Raw genomic sequence first — 25,705 nt, forward strand, 5'->3', positions numbered from 1 at the left:
CGTCCTTTTCCCGCACGCCGAGTGCTTCACTTGCCCCCGGGGATGGATAGGTCAGGGGGGGCACAATGATTCATGACCCGAACGACGGGGGGCCGACGCCGGCACCACCTGCATCACCACCGCCGCCGCAGCCGACGCCGCCGACACCGACACCGACACCGACACCACCGAACAGCAACGGCATTCCTCGAAGGCGCGTCTGGGAGGTGCTCGGCGTCGCGGCAGCGGTCGCGGGCGTCGTCATCGGGCTGATCCAGGTCTGGCCGGACCCTCCTTTCACGCTCCAGGACTGGAGCAAGGAGGCGAACGCCGCCTGTGCGCAGACCCAGGGGGATCTCGACGAATCGGCGAGAGACGCCAACGACGCTCTCACGGGCCTGGACGAGGCGTACGCCCAAGGAACGGCGACCCGAGCGGATTTCGTCGCCACCGGGAACATGTTCTACAAATTGGCCGGGTTGCAGAACAAGCAGGCGGGAGATCTCAGCAGAATACGCACCCCCGACTCACGCGCCGACGAAACGACATCGGTGGTCGACGACATGCGCGCGGCCGACCGCACGCTCTATCGAATGGCGGAGAAACTGCGGCATGTGGATGCGCAGAACCTGCAGAAGACGTTGCAGGACTTCGGCGAGCTGACGCAGTCGTTCAACCGAAAGGCCGATTCCATCAATCGGCGCCTGGAGGAACTGGGCGCCCACCACTGCCTGTCGGCAGTGGACGCGGCGTCGTCCTGACGGTCGCCACGCCATGCTCTGAGGTTCCTCAACTCGCGCATAGTGACGTGGCTCACGGGCAGACCCTCCCTCCAGAACGTGTTCCCGGCCGGACTCGTTTCCGGTCTCGGTCTCGGGGGAGGCTCCCATGACGGCATCCGGCACACCCACCACCGCGTCACCACCCGCCGAGGACGGCGCGCTGCGCCGCGCCATCGGCCCCAGACTGCTGATCCTCTTCGTGATCGGCGACATCCTCGGTACGGGCATCTACGCCACCACCGGCAAGGTCGCGGGGAAGGTCGGCGGCGCGCTGTGGCTGCCGTTCGCGATCGGCTTCGTGGTGGCGATCCTGACGGCGGCGTCGTACGTCGAACTGGTCGGCAAGTACCCGAAGGCGGCCGGGGCCGCGCTCTACACCCAGAAGGCGTTCAAGACGCCGTTCCTGACCTTCATCGTCGCGTTCATGGTGATGTGCTCGGGGCTCGCGTCGGCGAGCGCGGCGGCCCGCGCCTTCAGCGGCGACTATCTGAGCGAGCTGACGGGCGACGCGCTGCCGCCGACCCTGATCGCGATCACGTTCCTCGTGCTGCTCGCGGCGCTGAACCTGCGGGGCGTCTCGGAGTCCGTGAAGACGAACGTGGTGCTGACACTCGTGGAACTCACCGGCCTGGCGATCATCCTCGCGATCGGCGCGTACGCCGTGCTGAGCGGGGACGGCGAACCGTCCCGCCTCACCGAGTTCGAGGCGGGCGGAGGCACCGGATACGCCCTGATGACCAGCGTCCTGGGCGCGACGGCGCTCGGCTTCTTCGCCTTCGTCGGCTTCGAGGACTCGGTGAACATGGCCGAGGAGACGAAGGACCCGGTGCGGACCTTCCCGCGCGCGATCTTCATCGGCGTCGCGGTGACGGGCACGATCTACGTCCTGGTGGCGCTGGTCTCGTCGCTCCTCGTCGACCACAAGACACTCGAGGGCTCCAGCGGCCCGCTCCTGGAGGTCGTGAAGGCGGGCGGCGTCGACTTCCCGCACAAACTCTTCGCGCTCATCGCGCTGTTCGCGGTCACCAACTCGGCGCTCATCAACATCATGATGGCCTCGCGGCTCTGCTACGGCATGGCCAACGAACGCATCCTGCCGCGCGCCATGGGCCGCGTCCTCGCCAAGCGCCGCACCCCGGTCGTCGGCATCGTCTTCGTCTCGCTGCTCGCGATCGGCCTGGTGTCGACGGGCGAGATCGAGGGCCTCGGCGACACCACGGCGTTCCTGCTCCTGTGCGTCTTCGCGGTGGTCAACGTGGCGGTGCTGGTCCTGCGCCGCGACCGCGTCGACCACGCCCACTTCCGCACCCCCACGGCCCTGCCGGTCCTCGGCGCGATCACGGCCCTGATCCTCGCGAGCCCCCTCGCCGACCGCCCCGCCGAGGTCTACATCCGCGCGGGCATCCTGCTCGCCATCGGCGTGGCGCTGTGGGCCGTCAACAAGGCGGTGCTGAGGACCCGGGGCGAGGAGTAACCGCTACCGGGCCCCGGCGGCGGTGCGGCGCCGCGCCCCACCCGGCGCGGCGTCACCCGCCACCGGGCCCGTCGTACGGAAGGCGCGGACGGCCTTGCCCGCCGGGGCGCCCGCGCCGTGGTCGAGCCAGTCGACGCGTACCCACAGGAGTACGTCGCCGTCCTGCTCGCGGCGGCCGAGGCGGGCGGCCTTCGCCCACAGGCCCGCGCCCGCCCCCGCGAGGACGGCGCCGCCCGCCACGGGGACGGCGAAGGCGCTGCCGAGTGCGGCGAGGAAGGCGGCGGCGAGCCACCAGCGGTGCCCGCGCCGCCAGTTGCGCACGGTCACGGCACGGCTCTGGAGCACGTCGTGCTTCCCGGCGCGGGCGGCCACGCGGGCGAGGGCGTCGTACCGCTTCATGCGGGAGTACGCGACGACCAGGGCCGTCACGATGAAGAGGGCGGCCCCGGCGTAGACCCCGATGCGCCGCCCGGTGAACCCGTCCGGCACCGCGCCCACGCCGGCGGCGACCACGCCGAGCCACCACAGGGGCGCGGCCCCGGCCCGCACCACCACCGGCACCCTCGCCAGCCCATATCCACCGCGTCCCACGCCGTCGCCTCCTTGGCCTGCGTCATGCCTGCGCTGCTTCGGCGGAGGAGGATAGCGGCGGAATCTGAGGAGAGGGTGAGAAGCGGGGCGTCCCGGCCGACCCCGCGCACGGTGGAGGCGCCGCGCTCACGGCAGGAGCGTGAAGGCCTTCACATGCTGCGGCCGGACCGCCGCGAAGTGGCGGCGGTCCAGTGTCGCGACCTCCGCGAGGCCGAGGCGTTCGGCCACGGCGATGACGGAGGCGTCGACCGTGCCGAGGGGGAAGTCGGCGTACTTGCGGACCAGGTCCGCCATGCGTGCCAGGTCCCGTCGCTCCATGGCGACCAGGTCCAGCTGGCCCGCTGCCACCGAGTCCAGAAAACCCGCCTCTGCCTCCGGGGACAGATACCGCTCCAGCATCCAGGCCGTCTCGGTCACCACGGTCGGCAAGATCTTGAGGCGCCCCTCGAATCCTTCGGCGAAGGCCACGCACGCGGCGTGATGAGCGTCCCGCCGATCAGCGATCGCGATCAGTACACCCGTGTCGACCAGGATCTCCCTCACCGATCCAGCTCGATTCCGTCCTGGACCAGCTCGCGGTGGCGTTCCGAAAGGTCTGACCGACCCGAATCGCCGATGCCCGCGAAGGACAGGCGCCGCGCCGGCGGCTCGGCCCCGGCGTGCTCCGCATAAGGCGCGGTCTTCGGGTCGGTGTCCACGATGACGCGGAGGTGACGGAGCGTCTCCGGTGGCAGTACGTCCAGTACGTGCCGAAGGTGGTCGTAGTCCTCTGCTGCAGTCATACAGTCGAGCCTACGGCGCCCCGCCCACCCCCGGCACAGCCCACGAACCGTTCACCCGATAGGGACCCTCACTCCACGAACAGCCCCCGCGCCGCCGCCCCCGCGTCGAACTCCTCGAGCCGCGCCTGCGCGTCCGGGAGGCCGTCGCACATGGCCTCCAGGAGGACGCGGCCCAGCAGCATCGGGGCGCAGGCCGTGTCGAAGGCCAGGCCGGTGCCGACGGCGGCCGGGAGGAGGAGGTGGGAGTGGGCCGCCACCGGGGCGAACGGGGAGTCCGCCACCGTGACCACCGTCAGGCCCGCCTCCCTGGCGTGGGCCAGCGCGTCGACGACCTCCCGGGGGTGGCGCGGCAGCGCGAAGCAGAGCAGGGCCGTGGCGCCCGCGCGGACCGCCGCGTCGATGCGGTCGGTCAGCATCGAACCGCCCTCGTCGAGGAGGCGTACGTCGGGGTGGACCTTGGCGGCGAAGTACGCGAAGCCGTACGCCTGGGAGGCGGCGGCCCGCAGGCCGAGGACGGGGAGGGGGCGGGAGGCGGCGAGGAGGCGGCCCGCCCGCTCCACCGGCCGGGGGTCCGCGAGGGCCTCCGCGAGGTGCCGGAGGTTCTCGATCTCCGCCTCGACCGCCTGCTGGTACTCGTTGAGGGAGTCACCGCCGGCCGCCTCGGGGGGCACCACGTCCCGCAGGTGCTTGCGCAGCGCCGGGTAGCCGTCGAAGCCGAGCGCGACCGCGAACCGGGTCACGGACGGCTGGCTGACCCCGGCCAGCTCCGCCAGTTCGACGCTGGAGAGGAAGGGGACGTCCGCCGCCCGCCGCACCATGCAGTGCGCGATGCGGCGCTGCGTGGGGGTGAGCCGGTGCCCCTCGAAGAGCACCTGCAGCCGTGCCGCAGGACTGTCACTCATGCCGTCCCCCTGTTGTTCGACCAATGCGTCACTGGATCACCGGGTCACCTGTCGACCGCCTATTGACAACCTATTCAGTCTGCGTGGACCGTGCATGACGTTATACAGGAGGCGTCCGGCACACCCGTGGGGAGTCGCGCGGCATGGCAGCTGAAGACCTGGTGGAGCGGCGCTCCATCGACGTCGTCCCGGACGACGAACGGCACGGCACGGCGTTCAGCCAGTTCACGCTCTGGCTCGGCGCCAACCTCCAGATCACCGCGGTCGTCACGGGCGCCCTCGCCGTCGTCTTCGGCGGCGACGTGGTGTGGTCGCTCGCCGGCCTCGTCCTCGGCAACCTGCTGGGCGGCGCGGTGATGGCCCTGCACTCGGCGCAGGGCCCGAGGCTGGGCCTGCCGCAGATGATCCAGTCCCGCGCCCAGTTCGGCGTGAAGGGCGCGGTGGTCCCGCTCCTGCTGGTCATCCTCATGTACGTCGGGTTCTTCGCGAGCGGCAGCGTCCTCGCCGGGCAGGCCACCGCCCAGCTGACGCACACGGACGACACCACCGGCATCGTGCTCTTCGCCGTCGTCACGGCGGTCATGGCGGCGGTCGGCTACCGCGTCATCCACGCGCTCGGCCGGGTCGCGAGCGTGATCTGCGCGCTCGCGTTCGTCTACCTCGGCATCCGCCTCCTCGACCGCGTGGACCTCTCCGCCCTCCTGGGCGACGCCCGCTTCGACCTGCCGATGTTCCTGCTCGCCGTCTCCCTCTCGGCGTCCTGGCAGCTCGCCTTCGGGCCGTACGTCGCCGACTACTCGCGCTACCTGCCGCGCACGACCTCGGCGAAGGCCACCTTCTGGTGGACCCTGTCGGGGTCGGCGCTCGGCTCGCAGTGGTCCATGACGTTCGGGGTGCTGGTGGCGGCGAGCGCGGGGGACGCCTTCCTCACCCACCAGGTCGGCTATGTCGTCGGCCTCGGCGGCACCGGCCTGATCGCCTCCTTCCTGTACTTCGTGATCGCCCTCGGCAAGCTGACGATCAACGTGCTCAACACCTACGGCGGCTTCATGTCGATGGTCACGAGCATCAGCGGCTTCCGCGGCCTGAAGGTGCTCGGGCCGCGCGGACGCGCCGCGTACATCGCCGTGATCATGGTGGCGGGCACGGCGGTGGCGCTGCTGGGCAAGGACAGCTTCCTGACGTCCTTCAAGGACTTCCTGCTGTTCCTGCTGACCTTCTTCACGCCGTGGTCGGCGATCAACCTCGTCGACTACTACCTGATCTCCAAGGAGCGCTACGACATCCCGGCGCTCTTCGACCCGCGCGGCCGCTACGGCGCCTGGCGCTGGGACGCCCTCACCGTCTACGGCGTCGGGCTCCTCGCCCAACTGCCCTTCCTGGTCACGCACTTCTACACGGGCCCGCTCGTCGAGCCGCTGGGCGGCGCCGACATCTCGTGGCTCGTGGGCCTCGTGGTGCCCGCGGCGCTGTACTGGGCGCTGGCCCGGCGCCGGGCCGTGGCACCGGGGGCGGGTCCCCGGCCGGAAAGGGGGGTTAGCCCCACCGCCGACGAGCCCCGGGCACCGTAACGTTGACCGCTATGGAAGCCCGTGACGCGGAACTCAAGGCCGACCTCAAGAAGGAACTCGACGCCACTCTGCACGCCCGCAGGGAGCTGGGCGAGGAGTACGACTCCGCCCTGGTCGACTCCTTCCTCGGGAAGGTCGAGCAGCGCCTGGACGGCACGATCGACCGGCGCATGCGCCGCCACCTGGCCGAGCAGCAGATGGTCGTCGCACGCGGAGCCGCCCGCTCCCGGCCCGACAGCCCGCTGGACTCGTGGAGCGAGCGGTTCGGCTTCGGGGTGATCTCGCTGATCCTCGCGGTCCCGCTCTCCGCGATCGGCGCGGTCAACGCCGGCCTGACCGGTCTCGTCGTGACGTGGGCGGGCATCTTCGGCGTGAACGCGGTGCACGCGGTCCGCGGCACCCCCTTCGGCCGCCGCAAGGACCGCGCCTCGGAGTGGGACGACTGAGCCCGGCTTCCGTGAACTACGCCTGACGCGTGGGCAGCACGATCAGCTGCCGGAGGTTGACGTGGCGCGGACGGCTCGTCGCGTACGCGATGAGGTCCGCGACGTCGTCCGCCGCCAGTGACCCGATCGCGCCGAACATGCCCTCCAGCTGCCCGCTCAGCTCCTCGTTGTCGATGTGCCCGCGCAACTCGGTCTCGGTCAGGCCCGGTTCGATGTTGGTGACGCGTACGTCACGCGGCCCGAACTCGGTGCGCAGGGACTCCGACAGGTACGTCAGCGCCGCCTTCGTCGCCCCGTACACCGCGTAGTGGGGGAACGCGATGTGCGCGCCGATCGAGGAGATGTTGACCAGGTCCGCCGTGCCGCCCGCGGCCGCGACCGCGACGAGGTCCGGCGCGAAGGCGCCGATGACCCGCAGCGCGCCCGCCAGGTTCGTGTCCAGCATGCGCTGCCACTCGTCGGTGCGGTGCGCGCTCACGGGGTTCGGCAGCATGACGCCCGCCGCGTTCACGACCAGGTCCACCCGCCCGTAGGCCGCGTGCACGCGCTCGGCGGCGGCGTCCACCGACGCCTGGCCGGTGAGGTCGGCGGGGACGGCGAGCGCCCGGCCGCCGTCCGCCCCGATCTTCGCGGCCAGCTCCTCCAGCCGCTCCGCGCGCCGGGCGAGGAGGACGACCCGCGCCCCCTGGGCGGCGAGCAGCCGGGCCGTGGCCTCACCGATGCCGCTGGCGGCGCCGGTGACGAGGGCGGTGCGGTCCTGAAGCGTTCCGTACGACATGCCTGAACTCCCCTTGTGGTCCCTGCCGTCGGGGGTCCTCCCCGGCGGCGACCACCACAGTGCGCGCCCCGTCGTCCGCCACCCAGGGCCGTGCTCTTCCTGGGTCTGCCAGTACCAGGCACGCGCCGTCCCGGCCTCCTAGGATCGAACGCATGGCCAGCGACCTCGGAGACTTCCTGCGCTCACGGCGCGCCCGCATCCAGCCCGCGGACGTGGGTCTCACCGCGTACGGGCGGCGCCGCGTGCCCGGCCTGCGCCGCGAGGAGGTCGCGCAGCTGGCGGGCGTGAGCGTGGACTACTACATCCGGCTCGAACAGAACCGCGGCCCCTCGGTGTCCGACGCCGTGCTCGACGCGATCGCCCGCGTCCTGCGCCTGGACGAGACCGAGCACGCCTATCTGCGTACGGTGGCCCGTCCGCGCCCGCGGCCCCGCACCGACAAGTCCGCCGCGCAGCGCGTCCGCCCCGGCCTGCGCCTCCTCCTGGACACCCTCGACCGGGCACCCGCCTTCGTCTTCGGCCGCCGCATGGAGGTCCTCGCCTGGAACGCCCTGGGGGACGCCCTCAACGGCTGGTCCCGGATGACGCCCGCCGAGCGCAGCGTTCCCCGCCAGGTCTTCCTGGACGACCCTTCGCGCCAGTGCTACCCGGAGTGGGAGGCGGTCGCGGCGGAGACGGTCGCGTATCTGCGCCTGGACGCCGCGCGCTGCCCCGCGGACGCCGAACTGTGCGCGCTGGTGGGCGAGTTGTCCGTCAGGAGCGAGGCCTTCCGCCGCCTGTGGGCCGACCATCAGGTCAAGGAGAAGACCCACGGCGTGAAGCGGATCATCCACCCGGTCGCGGGCGAACTGATCCTCCCGTACGAGACGATGACGCTGCCCGGCGACCCGGAGCAGATCCTGGTCGTCTACATGGCGGAGCCGGGCTCGGAGAGCGCGGAACGGCTGGCGCTGCTGGGCAGTTGGGCCGCGTCCCCGGCCGAGCGGGGCGCCCCGTAGGGGCCGCGGCGGGGTGTCGCCGCGGGGACCGCCGCACCCCCGGTTGCCCAGGGGGCGGGACGACGGCGGTCCCCGCGAAGGACGCGGGCCGGGTCAGGGCCAGGCCGCGTCCAGGCGCTGGAGGTCCGGGAGCCGCTCCGGAGTTCCTGACGCCGACACCCACCAAGGTGCCGGACCAGTGTTAAGCGGGTGCTGCGCGAACGTGTCGCACACGTACCACTTCCGCGAAGTTCGCACTCCCGAGCGGTTCCGGCCGCCTGCTGCCGCCTACTGCCCCTGCTGCTCCGCGAGGAACGCCAGCAGGTCCTGACGGCTGACGACACCGGTCGGCTTGCCCTCGACCAGGACGATCGCCGCGTCGGCGCCGCCGAGCACCGACATCAGGTCGGCCACCGGCTCACCGGAGCCGACCTGCGGCAGCGGGTCCGACATGTGCTTCTCCAGCGGGTCGCCGAGCGAGGCGCGCTGCGTGAACAGGGCGTCGAGCAGCTCGCGTTCGACGACGGAGCCGATGACCTCGGCGGCCATCACGTCGGGGTGGCCGGCGCCCGGCTTCACGATCGGCATCTGCGAGACGCCGTACTCGCGCAGCACCTCGATGGCCTCGCCCACGGTCTCCTCGGGGTGCATGTGCACCAGCGAGGGCAGCGCGCCGCCCTCCTTGCGGCGCAGCACGTCACCGACGCGCGGCGCGTCCCCGGCCTGCTCCAAGAAGCCGTAGTCGTTCATCCACTCGTCGCTGAAGATCTTGCTCATGTAACCGCGCCCGGAGTCGGGCAGGAGGACGACCACGACGTCGTCGGGGCCGAGCCGCTCGGCGACGCGCAGCGCCGCGACGACGGCCATGCCGCAGGAGCCGCCGACGAGGAGCCCCTCCTCCTTGGCCAGGCGCCGCGTCATCTGGAACGAGTCCTTGTCGGACACCGCGATGATCTCGTCGGTGACGTGTCGGTCGTACGCCGTCGGCCAGAAGTCCTCACCGACGCCCTCGACGAGGTAGGGCCGCCCGGAGCCACCGGAGTACACGGACCCCTCCGGGTCGGCGCCGACGACCTTCACCCGGCCCTCGGACACCTCCTTGAGGTAGTTGCCCGTCCCGGAGATGGTGCCGCCGGTCCCGATGCCCGTCACGAAGTGGGTGATCTTCCCCTCCGTCTGCTCCCACAGCTCGGGACCGGTGGAGTGGTAGTGGGAGAGCGGGTTGTTCGGGTTGCTGTACTGGTCGGGCTTCCAGGCGCCGGGCGTCTCGCGGACGAGGCGGTCGGAGACGTTGTAGTACGAATCCGGGTGCTCGGGGTCGACGGCGGTCGGGCAGACCACCACGTCGGCGCCGTACGCGCGCAGCACGTTGATCTTGTCCAGGGACACCTTGTCCGGGCAGACGAAGATGCACTTGTAGCCCTTCTGCTGGGCCACGATGGCGAGACCGACGCCGGTGTTGCCGGACGTCGGCTCGACGATGGTCCCGCCGGGCTTCAGCTCCCCGCTCTGCTCGGCCGCCTCGATCATGCGCAGGGCGATGCGGTCCTTCACGGAACCGCCGGGATTGAAGTACTCGACCTTGGCCAGGACGGTCGCCTGGATACCCGCGGTCACGTTGTTGAGCTTCACCAGCGGGGTGTTGCCGACGAGGCTGATCATCGAGTCGTGGAATTGCACCGTTGTCTCCGGGCTGCGATGTAGTGCGACGAATTGGTGCGGTCAGCCTAAGGCTCCACCTCATCCGTTCACCTCCGCTCACGATTGGCGGACCGTGCTTACGGGGCAATGAGTGGATGTACGGCGGTTCGGTGGTTCGGCGGTTCGGCTAGGAGGAGGTGGCTGCGGGGCATGTCGAGAGCGAGGGTGGCACGGCGGATCGCCGCGGGCGCGGCGTACGGCGGCGGAGGCATCGGGCTGATCGGGGCGGCGACGATCGGCGTGGTCCTGGCCGAGGTGCAGCTGGCGAAGCGGAACGTGGGCGGCGGGGGCCTCACGGCTCCCCCGCGGGCTGACGGCCGGTACGGCAGGTCGTACGCCGGAGCCGCCGAGAACCGCGACCGCCCCGACTGCTCCGAACCGGTACGGTTCGCGATGCTCGGCGACTCCACCGCGGCGGGGCAGGGCGTGCACCGGGCCGGGCAGACGCCGGGGGCGCTGCTCGCCGCCGGGCTCGCGGCAGTGGCCGAGCGGCCCGTCGACCTGCGGAACGTCGCGCTGCCCGGCGCCCAGTCGGACGACCTGGACCGGCAGGTGACGCTGGTCCTCTCGGACCCGTCCTGGATGCCGGACGTCTGCGTCATCATGATCGGCGCGAACGACGTGACGCACCGGATGCCGCCGACGCGCTCGGTGCGGCACCTCTCCTCGGCGGTGCGGCGGCTGCGGACCGCCGGGGCGGAGGTGGTGGTCGGCACCTGCCCCGACCTCGGCACCGTGGAGAACGTCTACCAGCCCCTGCGGTGGCTGGCCCGCCGGGTCTCGCGGCAGCTGGCGGCGGCGCAGACGATCGGGGTGGTCGAGCAGGGCGGGCGGACGGTGTCGCTGGGTGATCTGCTCGGCCCGGAGTTCGCGGCGAACCCCCGGGAGCTGTTCGGTCCCGACAACTACCACCCCTCGGCGGAGGGGTACGCGACCGCTGCCATGGCGGTGCTTCCGACGCTCTGCGCGGCGCTCGGCCTGTGGCCCGAGGAGGAGCGCCCCGACCTCTCGCGGCGCGAGGGTTTCCTGCCGGTGGCCCAGGCGGCGGCCCGGGCGGTGGCGGAGGGCGGCACGGAGGTCACCGCCGCGATGCCGGCGGGCCCCCGGGGCCCCTGGGCCCTCCTCAAACGCCGCCGCCGCCGACGCATCCACACCCCGGAACCCTCTCCACTGCCTCACTGACCGGCGTCCACTTCTGCGGGCCGCGGGGGCTGAGCGCCCAGCGGGGCGGGCCCGTACGCGGCCGCCTGCGGGCCGTGGGGGCTGGCCGCGCAGTTCCCCGCGCCCCTGAAGGGGCACACCTCGCACCGCCCCTCACCAGCGCCCCGCAAGGGGCACGGGGAACGGCGCGCTCAACCACACCCCACCCGCACGCCCCTGCAAGGGGCGCGGGGAACTGCGCGAGCAACCCACACCCCACCCGCAGCCAAACCACACGCCCCACCACCCCCACCCAGGGGCGCGAGGAACCGCGCGCCCAGCCACAACCCACCCGCAGCCAAACCACGCACCCCCACCGCCCAAGCCCCGCAGGGCTGAGCGCTCGCTTAGAAATGCGGCCCGAGTCACATCCCCACCCCCTGCCGCCCACCCCTACGTGCAGGTAACTTCCCAGAGAGTCCCGCCCGCCCGCCGCCAAGGCGCCCCCCGCCAAGGCGCCCCGCCCCAGGAGCCCGTGATGCCCGAAGCCGTGATCGTCTCCACCGCCCGCACCCCGATCGGCCGCGCCTTCAAGGGCTCGCTCAAGGACCTGCGCCCGGACGACCTGACCGCCACGATCATCGAGGCCGCCCTCGCCAAGGTCCCCGAGCTGGACCCCAAGGACATCGACGACCTCATGCTCGGCTGCGGCCTGCCCGGCGGCGAGCAGGGCCACAACCTCGGCCGCATCGTGGCCGTACAGCTGGGCATGGACCACCTGCCCGGCTGCACCATCACCCGCTACTGCTCGTCCTCCCTCCAGACGAGCCGCATGGCCCTGCACGCCATCAAGGCGGGCGAGGGCGACGTCTTCATCTCGGCGGGCGTCGAGATGGTGTCCCGCAGCGTCAAGGGGACCAGTGACGGCCTGCCCGACACCCACAACCCCCTCTTCGCCGACGCCGAGGCCCGCACCGCGGCCCGCGCCGAGCAGACCGGCACCGACTGGCACGACCCGCGCGAGGACGGCCTGATCCCGGACGCGTACATCGCGATGGGCCAGACCGCGGAGAACCTCGCCCGCGCCAAGGGCGTCACCCGCAAGGACATGGACGAGTTCGGCGTCCGCTCGCAGAACCTCGCCGAGGAGGCCCTCAAGAACGGCTTCTGGGAGCGGGAGATCACCCCGGTCACCACCCCCGACGGCACGGTCGTCAGCAAGGACGACGGCCCGCGCGCCGGCGTCACGTACGAGGGCGTCCAGGGCCTGAAGCCCGCCTTCCGTCCCGACGGCATGGTCACCGCCGCCAACTGCTGCCCCCTGAACGACGGCGCCGCCGCCCTCGTGATCATGAGCGACACCAAGGCCCGCGAGCTGGGCCTGACCCCGCTCGCCCGCATCGTCTCCACCGGCGTCACCGGCCTCTCCCCCGAGATCATGGGCCTCGGCCCGGTCGAGGCGTCGAAGCAGGCCCTGCGCCGGGCCGGGCTCACCATCGACGACATCGACCTCGTCGAGATCAACGAGGCCTTCGCCGCCCAGGTGATCCCGAGCTACCGCGACCTGAACATCCCGCTCGACAAGCTGAACGTCAACGGCGGCGCGATCGCGGTCGGCCACCCCTTCGGCATGACGGGCGCCCGCATCACCGGCACGCTGATCAACTCCCTCCAGTTCCACGACAAGCAGTTCGGCCTGGAGACGATGTGCGTCGGCGGCGGCCAGGGCATGGCGATGGTCATCGAGCGCCTCAGCTGACGCCCGATCGCCGCGGAATCACTGACGCAGAGTGCGCCGCTCTGACGCTCCGTATCTGCATCGTTCCGTGACCCAATCTCCCCCAGGATGTGACCTATCTCCTGGGGGAGAGGCATATGCCCTGGTCACAGCAGATCCACTTGCCCCGCCAGGCACAAAGGCCTGCCCCTTTCGTGACGTTATGCACTGACAGACGGATCGTGCAGGCTTCAAGCTGATGTAGGAAGTCGGGGGTCGACTTGAAACCGGGAGTACGTCAGTGAGCGCCATGCCTCTTGCCTTGCTGCTCTCCACGGCCGCTGCCACGGCCGTGGGCGCCGCCGCCCTGCACGCAGTGCGCGGTCTGCGCAAGCAGCTCGCCGAGATCACAGCCCTGCGCACCGAGCTGGCCGACAGCCGTGCCGCCGCCGGCCGTCCGCACCCCACGGTGCCGGGCGCCCGCACCGCCGTGGACACCGACGAGATACGCGCGGCGGTCGCCGAGGCGCTCGCCGAGGAGCGCGAGCGGGAGCTGGCCGAGGCCCGCGCCTTCTGGGCCGCCCAGGAGGCCCGTGAGGGCACGGACACGCCGTCCCTGCTGCACGGCCTGCCGGGCCTCGCTGACGGCATCCCGGAGAGCATCGCCGAGGAACTGTTCCTGCCGCGCCAGGCCGACTTCTCCGGCCTTGAGGCGGACAGCCTGGAGCCGGTGATCGAGCCCTTCCCCGATCCGACGGCCGACGAATTCGCGGGTGACTCCCCGGAGTTGGCCGCGGCCCGCCGCCGCCACCCCTCGCACCCGGACTTCGTGCCGGTGCGGACGCCCGCCGCCGAGAGCCACGGCGACCACGAGCGCACGGTGGCCTGCCTCGAAGAGCTGGCCCACGCCCGTACCGCCCTCGCCGACGTCCGCCCCGGCCCGCTGGGCACCCTGGACGTGTACGTCTTCGCGGACGGCACCACGCTCTGCATGACCCCGGGCCACCGCGAGACGGCGGAACAGCTCGCGGAGGCCCTGCGCGAGGGCCACGCCCCGGTCCTGCTCGGCGGCTCCGGCATCTCCGGCGCCTACGCCCTGACCTTCGAGTGCGGCACCGAGAACGTCTACATCCTCGCCGACCGCGTCATCGCCTCGGTCTGACCCGCTCGGCCCCGGGCCGGGGTCCGGCGCCTGCCCGACAGGCCTAGGGCCTGTCTGACAATTCCCGTCTGCCTCGCGACGCCATGCACGCACTCTCGCCGCACCGGGCGCAGAGCCAAGTACATCCAGTACGAGGCCCTACGCCCGGCACGCCGAGAGCACGCACCTGACGCCGCGAGGCCGCCCTCCGGGCGACGACGCGAATTGTCAGACAGGCCCTAGTCTTCTGAGTCAGGAATTCTATTCAGATGTATAAGCTTGGCCTGTGGCACGTACCGGGCGGCCGAAGGCCGAATTGATCCTGTCGGGTGAGGAACGGACCGCCCTCGAGGGGTGGGTGCGGCGCCGTTCCACACCGCAGGCGTGGGCCTTGAGGTGCCGGATCATCCTGGCCTGCGCCGAAGGTGCTTCAAACAAAGACGTGGCGGCTCGCCTCGGCTCGACTCCCCACGCGGTGGGCCGCTGGCGGGCGAGGTTCGTCGAGCACCGGATCGCCGGCCTGGGCGACATGCCCCGCCCGGGCGGTCCTCGCACAGTGACGGACGAGCAGGTGGCCGCACTGGTCACCAGGACGCTGGAGTCCACCCCGAAGAACGCAACCCACTGGTCGACGCGCTCGATGGCGAAGGAACTGGGCCTGTCGCAGTCGACCGTGTCCCGGATCTGGCGGGCGTTCGGCCTGCAGCCGCACCGCTCGGAGACGTTCAAGCTGTCGACCGATCCGTACTTCGTCGACAAGGTCCACGACGTCGTCGGCCTCTACCTGGACCCGCCCGAGCGGGCCCTGGTGTTCTGCGTGGACGAGAAGTCACAGATCCAGGCCCTGGACCGCTCGCAGCCGGTGCTGCCGATGATGCCCGGAGTCCCGCAGCGGACCACCCACGACTACGTCCGGGCCGGCACCACCACCCTGTTCGCCGCTCTGGAGGTCGCGACCGGCAAGGTGATCGGCTCACTGCACCAGCGCCACCGGGCCGAGGAGTTCAAGAAGTTCCTCAGCAAGCTCGACAAGGAAGTCCCGGCCGGCCTCGAGGTCCACCTGGTGCTGGACAACTACGCCACCCACAAGACCCCTGCCATCAAGACCTGGCTCCTGGCCCACCCCAGGTTCCACCTGCACTTCACACCGACCGGTTCGTCCTGGCTCAATCTGGTGGAGCGGTGGTTCGCCGAGCTGACCAACAAGCAGATACGGCGAGGCGTCCACAAGACCGTCCAAGCCCTGGAGCAGGACATCCGGACCTGGATCGCCGCATGGAACACCGACCCCAAGCCCTCCATCTGGACCAAGACCGCAGACGAGATCCTCGAACGCCTCGCCTCATATCTGAACAGAATTCCTGACTCAGAAGACTAGACCCCGGCCCGTTTCTGCGCCTCCCCCACGAGTTCCAGCGCCCGCGCCAGCTCCTCCTCGTCGGTCAGTACGAGGGCCAGATCGCGTCCCGCGACCGTGATCTGGTCGGCGGCGGCGAACATCCCCGCGTCCGGCATCTCGCGCGGCGGGGTCCCGGGCTCCTCGATGGCCTGCGCGCGCGCCGCCAATTCCCTGGCCAGAGCCAGCGCTTCGGTCGCCGCGCCGCGCTGCAGCCGGCTCTGCGGCGCGGCCCGCAGGCGGTCGGCGAAATGGTCCACTGCGGCCGTCAAAGGCGTCGTATCGAGCACCCCGCGACTTTATGTGCCTTTCCGGGACTGTTGCCAACGCCCGCGGCCTCGGGCACGGTGGCGTGAAGGACGGAACACATCGCGACGCGTCCGGAGGCGCCGATGTCACAAGTCTTCTCCGAGGAGACCCACCGCAACCTGATCGCCCGAATCCCCGAGTGCACCGGTCGTGATATCTCCGACTGGCTGCGCGCGGTGGAGGAAGGTCCCTCTCTCTTCCGCTTCGAGGAGAAGGTCAGCTGGCTGCGTGCCGAGCACAATCTCGCGTACGGCCACGCGAAAGCGATCATCCACGAGTACGACCTGAGGCGGGCCGCCCGCAAGCTCCGCTGACCCGGCGGCCACCACCCCCCGACCACGACCCCCCAGCCGACATGCGAAGGGCCCGCGGACCGGTTCCGGTCCGCGGGCCCTTCGGCTGTCACTTCATGCGCCCGCGTCAGTCGTTCCCCTGGAGGATCGCGATCAGGCGCAGGAACTCGAGGTAGATCCACACGAGCGTCATCGTCAGGCCGAAGGCCGCGAGCCAGGCCTCTTCCTTCGGCGCGCCGTACGCGATGCCGTCCTCGACCTGCTTGAAGTCCAGGGCGAGGAAGCAGGCGCCGAGCAGGATGCCGACGATGCCGAAGACGATGCCGAGGCCGCCACTGCGGAAGCCGAGGCCGTCACCGCCGCCGAAGACCATGAACAGCAGGTTCACGGCGGTCAGCAGCAGGAAGCCCATCGCCGCGGCCATCACGAAGCCGTAGAAGCGGCGGTTGACGCGAATCCAGCCCGCCTTGTACGCCACGAGGACGCCGACGAAGACCGCCATCGTGCCCAGCACGGCCTGCATGGCCGCGCCGTCCGCGATGCGGTTGTCGACGACGCTGGAGACGACGCCGAGGAAGACGCCCTCCAGCGCGGCATACGTCATGATCAGCGCGGGCGAGGCCTTGCGCTTGAAGGACTGCACCAGGCCGAGCACCATCGCCACGAGGCCGGCGCCGATCGCGATGCCGTACGACTTGCCGATGTTGGCGTCGTCGACCGGCAGCAGCGCCCAGGCGAGCGCCGCCGTGACCAGCAGCGTGCCGAGCGTGGTGGCGGTGCGCATGACGACGTCGTCCATCGTCATGCGGCCCGTGGTGCTTACGGGCGCCTGGGGCGCGCCGTGCTGCACGTCCTGCTGGGCGTACGGATTGGTGGCGTAGGGGTTGCCCGCGGGGGCCTGCTGGCCGCCGACGTACGGATTGCCCTGCGCGTACGGGTTGCCCTGGGTCTGGGTCGCGGCTGCGGGTCCCCCGGCCTGCGGCTGCGCGCCGAAGCCGGCGTAGCCGTTGTCGCGGCTGAACCCCCGTCGCGAGAAGACCGGGTTGCTGCTCCTCATTTCACTCCTCCATGGCCACCGTGCGTGGCTTTGCCTCAAGAGTAATGCGTAGGCAAAAGGATGGACCTAGTGCTTGGGGAGGATCTTTCCCCCTCTGTGACCGAGAACGCCCGGGACGGCCCCGACTGTTCCCGGATCGGAATCGTTCCCCCGGGCGAGTGGCACCAGCGAGATGGCCGCGGCCCCGAGGACGGCGGCGACCGCGAAGGTGGTGAAGCCGAGGGAGGCGTCGCCGCCCGCCACCACCGCGCCGCCGAGCCACGGCCCGACGACCGCCCCGGTGCGCCCGACGCCGGTGACCCAGCCGAGCCCGGTGGCGCGCTCCGCGGGCCCGTAGAGCGCGGGGGTCGCCGCGTACACCATGACCTGCGCGGAGAAGAGCCAGATGCCGGTGACGAAGACGATGGCGTAGGCGACGCCGAGCGGCAGCTGAGCCTTGAGCAGGAAGGCGCCGCAGGCGGTGAGCAGGAACCAGACCGCGGAGACCCTGACGGCGCCGAAGCGGTCGGCGGCGCGGCCCGCGACGAGCATGCCGACGATGCCGCCCGCGTTGATCACCATCAGGAAGGTGACGGAGGAGGAGAGGGAGTATCCGGAGGCGCGCATCAGTTCGGGGAGCCAGGTGGAGACTCCGTAGACGAGGAGGAGCCCGGCGAAGGAGGCGGTCCACAGCAGCGGGGTGGCCAGACGTCGGCCGGGCGCGAAGAGCGCGGCGACCGCGGTGAAGCGGCCCTTCGCCCCGGCCTCGGGTGCTTCGGCGGCCGTCGGGGACGGCAGGCGGTAGCGGGCGGCGACCGCCTCGGCCTCGCGGACACGCCCCTTGGCGAGGAGCACGCCGGGCGACTCGGGCAGCCACTTGACGACGAGCGGGACGGCGACGAGCGCGGGGAGCACGCCGCACCAGAAGACGACGCGCCAGCCGTGGCCGGGCCCGAGCGCGAGCCCGAGGCCCGTGGCCGCCATGCCGCCCGCGTGGTACGAGGTCATCATCAGGCCGGTGGCGAGCGCGGCCCTGCGCGGCGGCGCGAACTCGGCGACGATCGCGAGCCCGATCGGCATCAGTCCGCCGAGGCCGAGACCGGAGACGAAGCGTCCGGCGCCGAAGAAGGCGGCGCTCGGCGCGAGCGCGCACAGCGCGGAGCCCAGCGAGAAGAGGACGACGCTGCCGGTCACCATCGGCCTGCGGCCCGCCCAGTCGGTGAGGGTGCCGCAGCCGAGGGCGCCGAGCAGCATGCCGAAGGTGGTCCAGGAGCCGATGGTCCCGGCGGTGGAGGTGCTGAAGCCGAAGCCCTCGTCGTCGAGGAGGTGCGGCATGACGGCGCCGTAGATGTTGACGTCCATGCCGTCGAAGAAGACGACGAGCCAGCACAGGGCGAGGACAGGCGCGACGGAGCGGAAGGTGCGGTCACGGGCGGGAGGGGTCACGTGCTGCCTCTCTTCCTACTGCGGCTCGTCGAAGGGGAGACCGGTGTAGGCCTCCGCCAGGTCGGTCTCGGCCGCGCGCGCGGTGGTGATCCGCTCCAGCGCGGCGAGCTGGAGGCGGTCGTCGAAGGGGGTGGCGTCGGGGGCGCGGTGGAGCAGGGTCGTCATCGCGTACGAGAAGCGTTCGGCCTGCCAGACGCGGCGCAGGCAGGTCGCGGAGTACGCCTCCAGGCGGCTCGGGTCGCCCTTCTCGCGCAGCAGGACCAGGGCGCGGGCGAACGTGACGACGTCCCCGACGGCGAGGTTGAGGCCCTTCGCGCCGGTCGGCGGGACGATGTGCGCGGCGTCCCCGGCGAGGAAGAGGCGGCCGTGGCGCATGGGCTCGTGGACGTAGCTGCGCATGGGGGTGACGGACTTGGCGGTGACGGGGCCGCGCCGCAGGGTCCAGGCGGGGTCGTCGGTCTCCAGGCGGCGGTCCAGCTCGTCCCAGATCTCCTCGTCGGTCCAGTCGGCGGCGTCCGTGCCGTCGGGGACCTGGAGGTACGCGCGCGTGACGCTCGGCGACCGCATGGAGAGCAGGGCGAAGCCGCGGTCGTGGCGGGCGTAGACCAGTTCGTCGTGGGAGGGCGGTACGTCGGCGAGGATGCCGAGCCAGGCGTACGGGTACGTGCGTTCGAAGACCCGGGAGAGCGCCTCGGGCACCGCCTTGCGGGCCACGCCCCAGAAGCCGTCGCACCCCACCACGTAGTCGCACTCCAGGACCTCCTCGCGGCCCTGGTGCCGGAAGCGGACCCTCGGGTTCTCGGTCTCGGCGCCTTCGACGGCCAGCGCCTCGGCCTCGAAGAGCAGCGGGCCGCCCTCGGCGAGCCGGAGGGCGATGAGGTCCTTGCAGACCTCGGTCTGGGCATAGACGGTGACGGACCTGCCGCCGGTCAGCGCGGGGAGGTCGACGCGGTGCCTGCGGCGGTCGAAGCGCAGCTCGATGCCGTCGTGCGGGAGGCCCTCGCGGTCCATGCGGGCCCCGGCGCCCGCCTCGCGCAGCACGTCGACGGTGCCCTGCTCCAGGATTCCGGCGCGCTGGCGCCGCTCCACGTAGGCGCGGTCGCGGCTCTCCAGGACGACGGAGTCGATCCCCGCGTTGTGCAGGAGGCGGGCGAGCAGCAGCCCGGCCGGTCCGGCCCCGATGATTCCGACGCTGGTGCGCATCCCTCGCCCCTCGCTCGCCCGGCCCGCTTGTTCGCCTGGTGAACTTTCGTTCACAATGCTTGAGCGGGGAGTCTCGGGCCGCGCCCGTGCCGTGTCAACGGGCGTGCGGCACCCGATTCCGCCAGACGTCAGGAGCGGCGCGCCATGCCGGAAGAGTCCGTACGCCCCCTGGAGCGCGGCCTGGCCGTCCTGCGCGCCCTCGCGGGGGTGGAGCCGGGGCAGCTGCGGGCCGGCGACCTGGTCCGCGCCACGGGCCTGGCCCGTTCCACGGTCGACCGGGTGGTGACGACCCTGGCCCGGCTCGGGTACGTACGCCTGCGCGGCCAGCAGCTGCACCTCACCCCGCGCCTCATGGAGCTGGGCAACGCCTACCTCGCGGCCAGCGGCCTGACCGGCGAGGTCGCCGCCCGCACCGCCCGGCTCGCGGACGAGCTGGACGAGTCGGTGTCGCTCGCCGTGCCCGACGGCGACGGAGTGCGCTTCGTGACGCAGGCCGCGCGGCGCCGCGCGATGTCGGTGGCCTTCCGCATCGGGGATTTGCTGCCGCCCGAGCGCTGCGCTCCCGGCGCCCTCTTCGCGGCCGCCTGGGACGCGGAGCGGTGGGCCGCCTGGCGGGAGCGTGTGGCCACCGGGTCCGCCCAGGAGACCTACCCCGCCCTGCCGCCGGGCCCCGCGCCCGCCGGGGCCCCGGACCTCGCGGAACGCGCGGCGCACGCACGGCGGAGCGGCTGGGCCCTGGACGACCAGCTGATCGAGCCGGGCCTGATCGCGGTGGCGGTCCCGGTGCGCGGCACCACGGGCCGGGTGCGGTACGCGCTCTCGGCGGTGAGCCACACCAGCAGACATACGGCACAAGGCCTCGCGGAGGCGGTGCTGCCGCGACTGCACGCGGAGGCGGAACACCTGGCGGCCCTCTCGGAGACGGAGCCCCGGCCGACTGCCGACGGTCGGCCGTCCGCCCTGGACGTCGGCACCGGCCGGGCATCCGCCCAGGAAGCCGCACACAGCCGGGCGCCCGCCCACGAGGTCGGCGTCGATCGGGCACCCGCCCAGGAGGCCACCGACGGCCGGGCATCCGCCCAGGAAGCCGCAGACAGCCGGGCACCCGCCCAGGAGGTCGGCGTCGATCGGGCACCCGCCCACGAGGCCACCGACGGCCGGGCATCCGCCCAGGAAGCCGCAGACAGCCAGGCACCTGCCCCGGAAGCCGCCGTCGGCCGGGCGCCTGCCCCGGAAGCCGCAGACAGCCGGGCACCCGCCCAGAAGGCCACCGACGGCCGGGCGCCCGCCCTGGAAGCCGTCGGCGGCCAGGCCCCCACCCCCGAAGCCACCGACCCCGCCACCGCCAAGCACGAGCTCGGCCCCGGTTTCCTCCAGTCACTGGCCCGTGGGCTCGCCGTGCTGCGTGCCCTTGGCGGGGCCCGTGGCGGCGGGCTGCCGCTCACCGTGCTCGCCGAGGCCACGGGGCTGCCGAGGGCGACCGCGCGGCGCTGCCTGCGCACACTGGAGGCGGCGGGGTACGCGGCCCACGACGGCCGCCTGTTCCGCCCCCTCCCCCGCATCCTGGAGCTGGGCCACGCGGCCCTGTCCGGGCTCACCTTCGCCGAGCTGGCCGAGCCGCACCTGCGCGACCTCGCCGACCGGGTGCGCCAGTCGGCGTCGGCGACGGTCCTGGACGGCACGGACATCCGCTACGTCGCGCGGGCGGCCACCGTCCGCGTCATGAGTGTCCACATCACGGTCGGCACCCGCTTTCCCGCGTACGCCACCGCCATGGGCCGGGTGCTGCTCGCCGGGCTCCCCGAGGAGGAGCGCGAGCGCCTCCTGAAGGCCGCCCCGCCCCGCGCCCTGACCCCGCGCACCGTGACCGACCCCGACGAGCTGGCCCGCGTCCTCGACCGCGCCGCCGCCGAGGGCCACGCCGCCGTCGACCAGGAGCTGGAGGACGGGCTGCGCTCGGTGGCCGTGCCGGTCAGGGACGCGGCCGGGCGGGTGGTCGCCGCCGTGAACGTCGCGCAGCACGCGGGCACCGCCCCGCTCTCCCGGACCCGCGACGCCCTGCTGCCCGCCCTGCGCGCGACGGCGGCGGCGATCGAAACGGACCTGCACGTCGCCGCCCGCTTCAACACGATGCGGATGTCCTGACCACGCAGGCGAGGTGACGTTGCGTCAGGCACATGCCGCGCACCCGTCGGGCGCCCCCGCCGTCGCGAGATGGCGGAGGTGCCCGGAGCCGGACTCGAACCGGCACGCCCCCGAGGGGCAGCGAGGTTTAAGCTCGCCGTGTCTGCATTCCACCATCCGGGCAGGCCGTGGGCCCCGCATCAAGGATTCGACCCTATCGGGAGGCGTCCCCCGAGCAGCGGGGGAACGGCATGATGTTGTCTTATTTTATTGACGTCTGAGGGGGCATCAGCCGCCGGTACGGGCCATTGGTACTTGCCGGAGGCCTTTCCATGGCCGCGGCCGGTCTCATGGGCCTCTGCGCGGAATGACGGAATTTAGCCTCCCGTCCGTTCCCGCCCCAGGTGCCGGACCTCAGGGACGCCCCTCATCCCCAGGTATGACATGTGGCCCCCGAGTCCGACTGGAGAGGGCCCCGGGAACCGGAACAGCGGCTGACTACAGGACGCCGATCGGCCGCGACGATGGAGTACGTCCCCACTCGTCGTCCCGACAGGAGCACCGTCCCGTGACCACCACCCCCTTCGCCACCCGAGCCACCGCCGTGGCCGCCCGCGCCACGGACCTCTCCAAGGTGTACGGACAGGGTGAGACCCAGGTGGTCGCCCTGGACCACGTCTCCGTCGACTTCGGGCAGGGCGAGTTCACCGCCATCATGGGTCCCTCCGGGTCCGGCAAGTCGACGCTCATGCACTGCGTCGCGGGCCTGGACAGCTTCAGCTCCGGGTCGGTGCGCCTCGGCGAGACGGAGCTGTCCACGCTCAAGGACAAGCAGCTCACCAAGCTCCGCCGCGACAAGATCGGCTTCATCTTCCAGGCGTTCAACCTGCTGCCGACGCTGACCGCCCTGGAGAACATCACGCTCCCCATGGACATCGCGGGCCGCAAGCCCGACAAGAAGTGGCTGGAGCAGGTCATCGAGATGGTCGGCCTCTCCGGACGGCTCGGCCACCGGCCGACCGAACTGTCCGGCGGCCAGCAGCAGCGCGTGGCCGTGGCCCGCGCGCTCGCCTCGCAGCCCGAGATCATCTTCGGTGACGAGCCGACCGGAAACCTCGACTCGCGCTCGGGCGCGGAGGTCCTCGGCTTCCTGCGCAACTCCGTGCGGGACCTCGGGCAGACCGTCGTGATGGTCACCCACGACCCGGTGGCCGCGTCGTACGCGGACCGCGTGATCTTCCTCGCGGACGGTCGGATCGTCGACGAGATGCTGCGGCCCAGCGCCGAGGGCGTGCTCGACCGGATGAAGCACTTCGACGCCAAGGGGCGGACCAGCTAGGCGTCCCTTCGCCTCGTTCCTTCCCCCGGCCCTCCGCCCCCCTTTCACCTGGACTCACACCCATGTTCCGTACCGCCCTGCGCAACGTGCTCGCGCACAAGGCCAGGCTGCTCATGACCGTGCTCGCAGTCATGCTCGGCGTCGCCTTCGTCTCCGGCACCCTGGTCTTCACCGACACCTTCGGCAACGCCTACAAGAACAAGTCGGCGAAGAGCTTCGACCACGTCTCCGTCGCCGTCCTCTCCGGAGGCGGCTCGGACGAGGACGGGAAGAAGGAGAAGCCCCGGCTCACCGACGCCCTCCTGAAGAAGGCCGCGGCGCTGCCCGGCGCCGACTCCGCGATCGGCTCCGTCTCCGGCTTCACCGCCCTCGCCGACAAGGACGGCAAGCTGGTCGGCGGCGAGTGGGGCACCACCGGCGCCAACTACTTCCCCGGCAAGGGCGGCAAGGACCCGCGCTACGACTTCACCGACGGCGCCGCCCCGACGTCCGCCGGCGAGATCGCCCTCGACTCCCGCACCGCCGACCGCACCGGCTACCGGGTCGGCGACACCGTCCGCCTCTCCACCGACGGCCCCGTGCGCACCGCGAAGGTCAGCGGCGTCTTCGACACCGACGAGGGCAGCGTCGTCGCGGGCGGCAGCCTGGTCCTCTTCGACAACAAGACGGCGTTCAAGGCGCTCAACAAGACCCAGTACGACGAGATCGACGTGAAGGCGGCCGGGGGCACCTCCGAGGCGGCCCTGGAGCGCTCCGTCGAGAAGATCCTGCCCGAGGACCACCCGACGATGACGGGTGGGGAGCTGAAGGCCCAGCAGGACGACATGATCGAGGAGCAGACCAGCTCGATGAGCCAGGTCCTGCTGATCTTCGCCGGGATCGCGCTCTTCGTCGGCATCTTCATCATCGCCAACACCTTCACCATGCTGGTCGCCCAGCGCACCAAGGAGCTGGCGCTCATGCGGGCCGTCGGCGCCTCGCGCCGCCAGGTGACGCGCTCCGTGCTCATCGAGGCCTTCCTGGTCGGCATGATCGCCGCCGTGACCGGTTTCGCGCTCGGCATCGGCGTGGCCGTCGGCCTGGAGTCCCTGATGAACTCCGCGGGCGCCTCGCTGCCCGACGGACCGCTCGTCATCGCCCCGACCACGATCGTGGTGGCGCTGCTCATCGGCGTCGTCGTGACCATGCTGGCCGCCTGGCTGCCGGGCCGCCGCGCCGCGAAGATCCCGCCGATCGCCGCGATGAACAGCGTCCACGCGACGCCGACCATGCGCGGCCTGGTGGTCCGCAACACCATCGGCTCGATCATCGTCGCGCTCGGCGCGCTGATGCTGTTCATGGACGACAACTACGTGAAGTCGGGCGGCGCGGGCGTCATGCTCGTCGGCGTCATCGTCCTCACGCCGCTGCTGTCCCGCCCGTTCATCGCCGCCTCGGCCCCGCTCCTGAAGCCGTTCGGCGTCACCGGCAAGCTCTCGCGCCTCAACTCGGTGCGCAACCCGCGCCGCACGGCGTCCACGGCCGCGGCCCTGATGATCGGCCTGACCCTCATCACGGCGATGACGGTCGTCGCCACCTCCATGAGCAGTGCCATCAACAAGATGGCCGCCGGTTCCATGAAGGCCGACTACAGCGTCGCCATGGCGAACTTCCAGCCGCTGGCCCCCGAGGTCCGCGAGAAGCTGGACAAGCTCCCCGACGTCGAGGCGACCACCCCGCTGCGCCAGGCGTACGGCGAGGCCGACGGCGGCTTCACCACCATCTCCGGCGTCGACCCGAAGACCTTCGGCAGCCTGGTCGGCATGGACTTCATCGGCGGCTCGGTGGACGGCCTTAAGGCCGGTGACGCGCTCATCGACGACAAGCTGGCCAAGGACAAGGGCCTGAAGGCGGGCGACACCTTCCCGCTGAAGTTCGACGACGACAGCAAGACCGTCAAGGTGAAGGTCGCCGGTGTCTACGAGGGCAACGAAATGCTCAGCGGCGTCTTCGCCGCCACCTCGGTCGTCGACCCGCACCTGACCAAGGTCGTCGACAAGCAGGTCCTGGTGAAGATGGAGGACGGCGCCTCCGCCAAGGCCGAGGACGCCATCGTCAAGGCCCTCGGCGAGAACCCCGCCATCACCGTCCAGGACAAGGACGCGATCAGCAACGCGGTGGCCGGCGCCATCAACATGATGCTGAACATGCTCTACGGCCTGCTGGCCATGGCCGTCCTGATCGCGGTGCTCGGCGTCATCAACACCCTCGCGATGTCGGTGTTCGAGCGCAAGCACGAGATCGGCATGTTGCGGGCGATCGGCCTGGACCGCGCGAAGGTCAAGCAGATGGTGCGCCTGGAGGCGGTCATCATCTCCCTGTTCGGCGCGGTGCTCGGCATCGGCCTCGGCCTGTTCATGGGCTGGGTCGCGGGCGGCACCATCTCCAACAGCGTCTCCACGTACACCATGGAGATCCCGCTCGGCCGGATCGTGGTCTTCCTCGGGATCGCGGCCCTGGTCGGTGTCCTCGCGGCGATGTGGCCGGCCCGCAGCGCGGCGAAGCTGAACCCGCTGATGGCGATCAAGAGCGAGTAGCC

Annotated in this window: 23 protein-coding genes and 1 tRNA gene; 13 read left to right on the forward strand and 11 right to left on the reverse strand. The window is 71.6% G+C overall.

Annotated elements, in window-relative coordinates; translation table 11 throughout:
* The first annotated feature begins 65 nt into the window (after positions 1-65).
* Positions 66-740 (forward strand): hypothetical protein, encoded by a 675-nt coding sequence (locus J2N69_RS14275; protein ID WP_230901085.1) that lies wholly within the window; start codon positions 66-68, stop codon positions 738-740.
* Between the two features lie 127 nt (positions 741-867).
* Positions 868-2,235: an APC family permease gene (locus tag J2N69_RS14280; protein WP_230901086.1), complete on the forward strand. Its 1,368-nt coding sequence runs from the start codon at positions 868-870 to the stop codon at positions 2,233-2,235.
* Positions 2,236-2,238: 3 nt separating this feature from the next.
* On the opposite strand, the gene J2N69_RS14285 is transcribed toward J2N69_RS14280, so the two are convergent.
* The 4 genes from J2N69_RS14285 to J2N69_RS14300 form a co-directional block, all read right to left on the reverse strand.
* Positions 2,239-2,826 (reverse strand): hypothetical protein, encoded by a 588-nt coding sequence (locus tag J2N69_RS14285; protein ID WP_230901087.1) that lies wholly within the window; start codon positions 2,824-2,826, stop codon positions 2,239-2,241.
* 126 nt (positions 2,827-2,952) lie between these two features.
* Complete coding sequence (locus J2N69_RS14290) at positions 2,953-3,369, reverse strand: type II toxin-antitoxin system VapC family toxin (RefSeq protein WP_230901088.1); 417 nt, start codon at positions 3,367-3,369, stop codon at positions 2,953-2,955.
* The gene (locus J2N69_RS14295) at positions 3,366-3,608 is read right to left on the reverse strand and encodes a hypothetical protein (protein ID WP_127912864.1); all 243 of its coding nucleotides are present in this window, start codon (positions 3,606-3,608) and stop codon (positions 3,366-3,368) included. Before J2N69_RS14295 ends, J2N69_RS14290 begins: the two co-directional genes overlap by 4 nt.
* Positions 3,609-3,676: 68 nt before the next feature.
* Positions 3,677-4,510 carry a MurR/RpiR family transcriptional regulator gene (locus J2N69_RS14300; RefSeq protein ID WP_230901089.1) on the reverse strand — a complete coding sequence of 278 codons (834 nt, stop codon included), beginning with the start codon at positions 4,508-4,510 and terminating at the stop codon, positions 3,677-3,679.
* A 143-nt stretch (positions 4,511-4,653) separates the two neighbouring features.
* Between J2N69_RS14300 and J2N69_RS14305 the strand changes: the two genes are divergently transcribed.
* On the forward strand, positions 4,654-6,081 hold the full coding sequence (locus J2N69_RS14305) for a purine-cytosine permease family protein (protein ID WP_230901090.1): 1,428 nt from the start codon (positions 4,654-4,656) through the stop codon (positions 6,079-6,081).
* An 11-nt stretch (positions 6,082-6,092) separates the two neighbouring features.
* Positions 6,093-6,527, forward strand: a complete 435-nt coding sequence (locus J2N69_RS14310; RefSeq protein ID WP_127912862.1) for a hypothetical protein — start codon at positions 6,093-6,095, stop codon at positions 6,525-6,527.
* 16 nt (positions 6,528-6,543) lie between these two features.
* Here the strand turns inward: J2N69_RS14310 and J2N69_RS14315 are convergent, their stop codons facing one another.
* On the reverse strand, positions 6,544-7,305 hold the full coding sequence (locus J2N69_RS14315) for an SDR family oxidoreductase (RefSeq protein ID WP_230901091.1): 762 nt from the start codon (positions 7,303-7,305) through the stop codon (positions 6,544-6,546).
* A gap of 152 nt (positions 7,306-7,457) precedes the next feature.
* Here J2N69_RS14315 and J2N69_RS14320 point away from each other — a divergent pair, with 152 nt between their 5' ends.
* Positions 7,458-8,303, forward strand: coding sequence for a helix-turn-helix transcriptional regulator (locus J2N69_RS14320; RefSeq protein ID WP_230901092.1), 846 nt, complete (start codon positions 7,458-7,460; stop codon positions 8,301-8,303).
* 267 nt (positions 8,304-8,570) lie between these two features.
* Here the strand turns inward: J2N69_RS14320 and J2N69_RS14325 are convergent, their stop codons facing one another.
* Entirely contained in the window at positions 8,571-9,962 is a 1,392-nt protein-coding gene (locus tag J2N69_RS14325) for a cystathionine beta-synthase (protein WP_127912860.1), read from the reverse strand.
* Positions 9,963-10,133: 171 nt separating this feature from the next.
* On the opposite strand from J2N69_RS14325, the gene J2N69_RS14330 reads away from it, so the two are divergent.
* From J2N69_RS14330 to J2N69_RS14345, 4 genes are all read left to right on the forward strand, one after another.
* Entirely contained in the window at positions 10,134-11,165 is a 1,032-nt protein-coding gene (locus J2N69_RS14330; protein ID WP_230901093.1) for an SGNH/GDSL hydrolase family protein, read from the forward strand.
* A gap of 496 nt (positions 11,166-11,661) precedes the next feature.
* On the forward strand, positions 11,662-12,882 hold the full coding sequence (locus tag J2N69_RS14335; RefSeq protein ID WP_230901094.1) for an acetyl-CoA C-acetyltransferase: 1,221 nt from the start codon (positions 11,662-11,664) through the stop codon (positions 12,880-12,882).
* A 268-nt stretch (positions 12,883-13,150) separates the two neighbouring features.
* Positions 13,151-14,002 carry a hypothetical protein gene (locus J2N69_RS14340; protein WP_230904728.1) on the forward strand — a complete coding sequence of 284 codons (852 nt, stop codon included), beginning with the start codon at positions 13,151-13,153 and terminating at the stop codon, positions 14,000-14,002.
* A gap of 265 nt (positions 14,003-14,267) precedes the next feature.
* Entirely contained in the window at positions 14,268-15,359 is a 1,092-nt protein-coding gene (locus tag J2N69_RS14345; RefSeq protein ID WP_230898903.1) for an IS630 family transposase, read from the forward strand.
* Here the strand turns inward: J2N69_RS14345 and J2N69_RS14350 are convergent.
* Entirely contained in the window at positions 15,356-15,667 is a 312-nt protein-coding gene (locus J2N69_RS14350) for a hypothetical protein (RefSeq protein WP_230901095.1), read from the reverse strand. The two genes, J2N69_RS14345 and J2N69_RS14350, sit on opposite strands and share 4 nt — an antisense overlap.
* A gap of 102 nt (positions 15,668-15,769) precedes the next feature.
* On the opposite strand from J2N69_RS14350, the gene J2N69_RS14355 reads away from it, so the two are divergent.
* Positions 15,770-16,000 carry a DUF4287 domain-containing protein gene (locus J2N69_RS14355; protein ID WP_127911873.1) on the forward strand — a complete coding sequence of 77 codons (231 nt, stop codon included), beginning with the start codon at positions 15,770-15,772 and terminating at the stop codon, positions 15,998-16,000.
* Between the two features lie 106 nt (positions 16,001-16,106).
* Here J2N69_RS14355 and J2N69_RS14360 read toward each other — a convergent pair whose 3' ends face one another.
* The 3 genes from J2N69_RS14360 to J2N69_RS14370 all read right to left on the reverse strand — a co-directional run bounded on the left by J2N69_RS14360 (position 16,107) and on the right by J2N69_RS14370 (position 19,664).
* A complete protein-coding gene (locus J2N69_RS14360; protein ID WP_230901096.1) occupies positions 16,107-17,036 on the reverse strand; it encodes a Bax inhibitor-1/YccA family protein in 930 nt (309 codons plus the stop codon).
* Positions 17,037-17,102: 66 nt separating this feature from the next.
* On the reverse strand, positions 17,103-18,461 hold the full coding sequence (locus J2N69_RS14365) for an MFS transporter (RefSeq protein ID WP_230901097.1): 1,359 nt from the start codon (positions 18,459-18,461) through the stop codon (positions 17,103-17,105).
* Positions 18,462-18,476: 15 nt separating this feature from the next.
* Positions 18,477-19,664, reverse strand: coding sequence for a 4-hydroxybenzoate 3-monooxygenase (locus J2N69_RS14370; protein WP_230901098.1), 1,188 nt, complete (start codon positions 19,662-19,664; stop codon positions 18,477-18,479).
* Positions 19,665-19,808: 144 nt separating this feature from the next.
* On the opposite strand from J2N69_RS14370, the gene J2N69_RS14375 reads away from it, so the two are divergent.
* Positions 19,809-21,809 carry an IclR family transcriptional regulator domain-containing protein gene (locus J2N69_RS14375; protein WP_230901099.1) on the forward strand — a complete coding sequence of 667 codons (2,001 nt, stop codon included), beginning with the start codon at positions 19,809-19,811 and terminating at the stop codon, positions 21,807-21,809.
* Positions 21,810-21,888: 79 nt separating this feature from the next.
* Here J2N69_RS14375 and J2N69_RS14380 read toward each other — a convergent pair.
* A tRNA-Leu gene (locus J2N69_RS14380) sits at positions 21,889-21,971 on the reverse strand.
* 385 nt (positions 21,972-22,356) lie between these two features.
* Here J2N69_RS14380 and J2N69_RS14385 point away from each other — a divergent pair.
* Positions 22,357-23,127, forward strand: coding sequence for an ABC transporter ATP-binding protein (locus tag J2N69_RS14385; protein WP_230901100.1), 771 nt, complete (start codon positions 22,357-22,359; stop codon positions 23,125-23,127).
* A gap of 62 nt (positions 23,128-23,189) precedes the next feature.
* Positions 23,190-25,703 (forward strand): ABC transporter permease, encoded by a 2,514-nt coding sequence (locus J2N69_RS14390; protein WP_230901101.1) that lies wholly within the window; start codon positions 23,190-23,192, stop codon positions 25,701-25,703.
* Positions 25,704-25,705 lie beyond the last annotated feature (2 nt).

Origin of the sequence: Streptomyces huasconensis (assembly GCF_021028635.1) — a bacterium.
GTDB classification, from domain to species: domain Bacteria; phylum Actinomycetota; class Actinomycetes; order Streptomycetales; family Streptomycetaceae; genus Streptomyces; species Streptomyces huasconensis.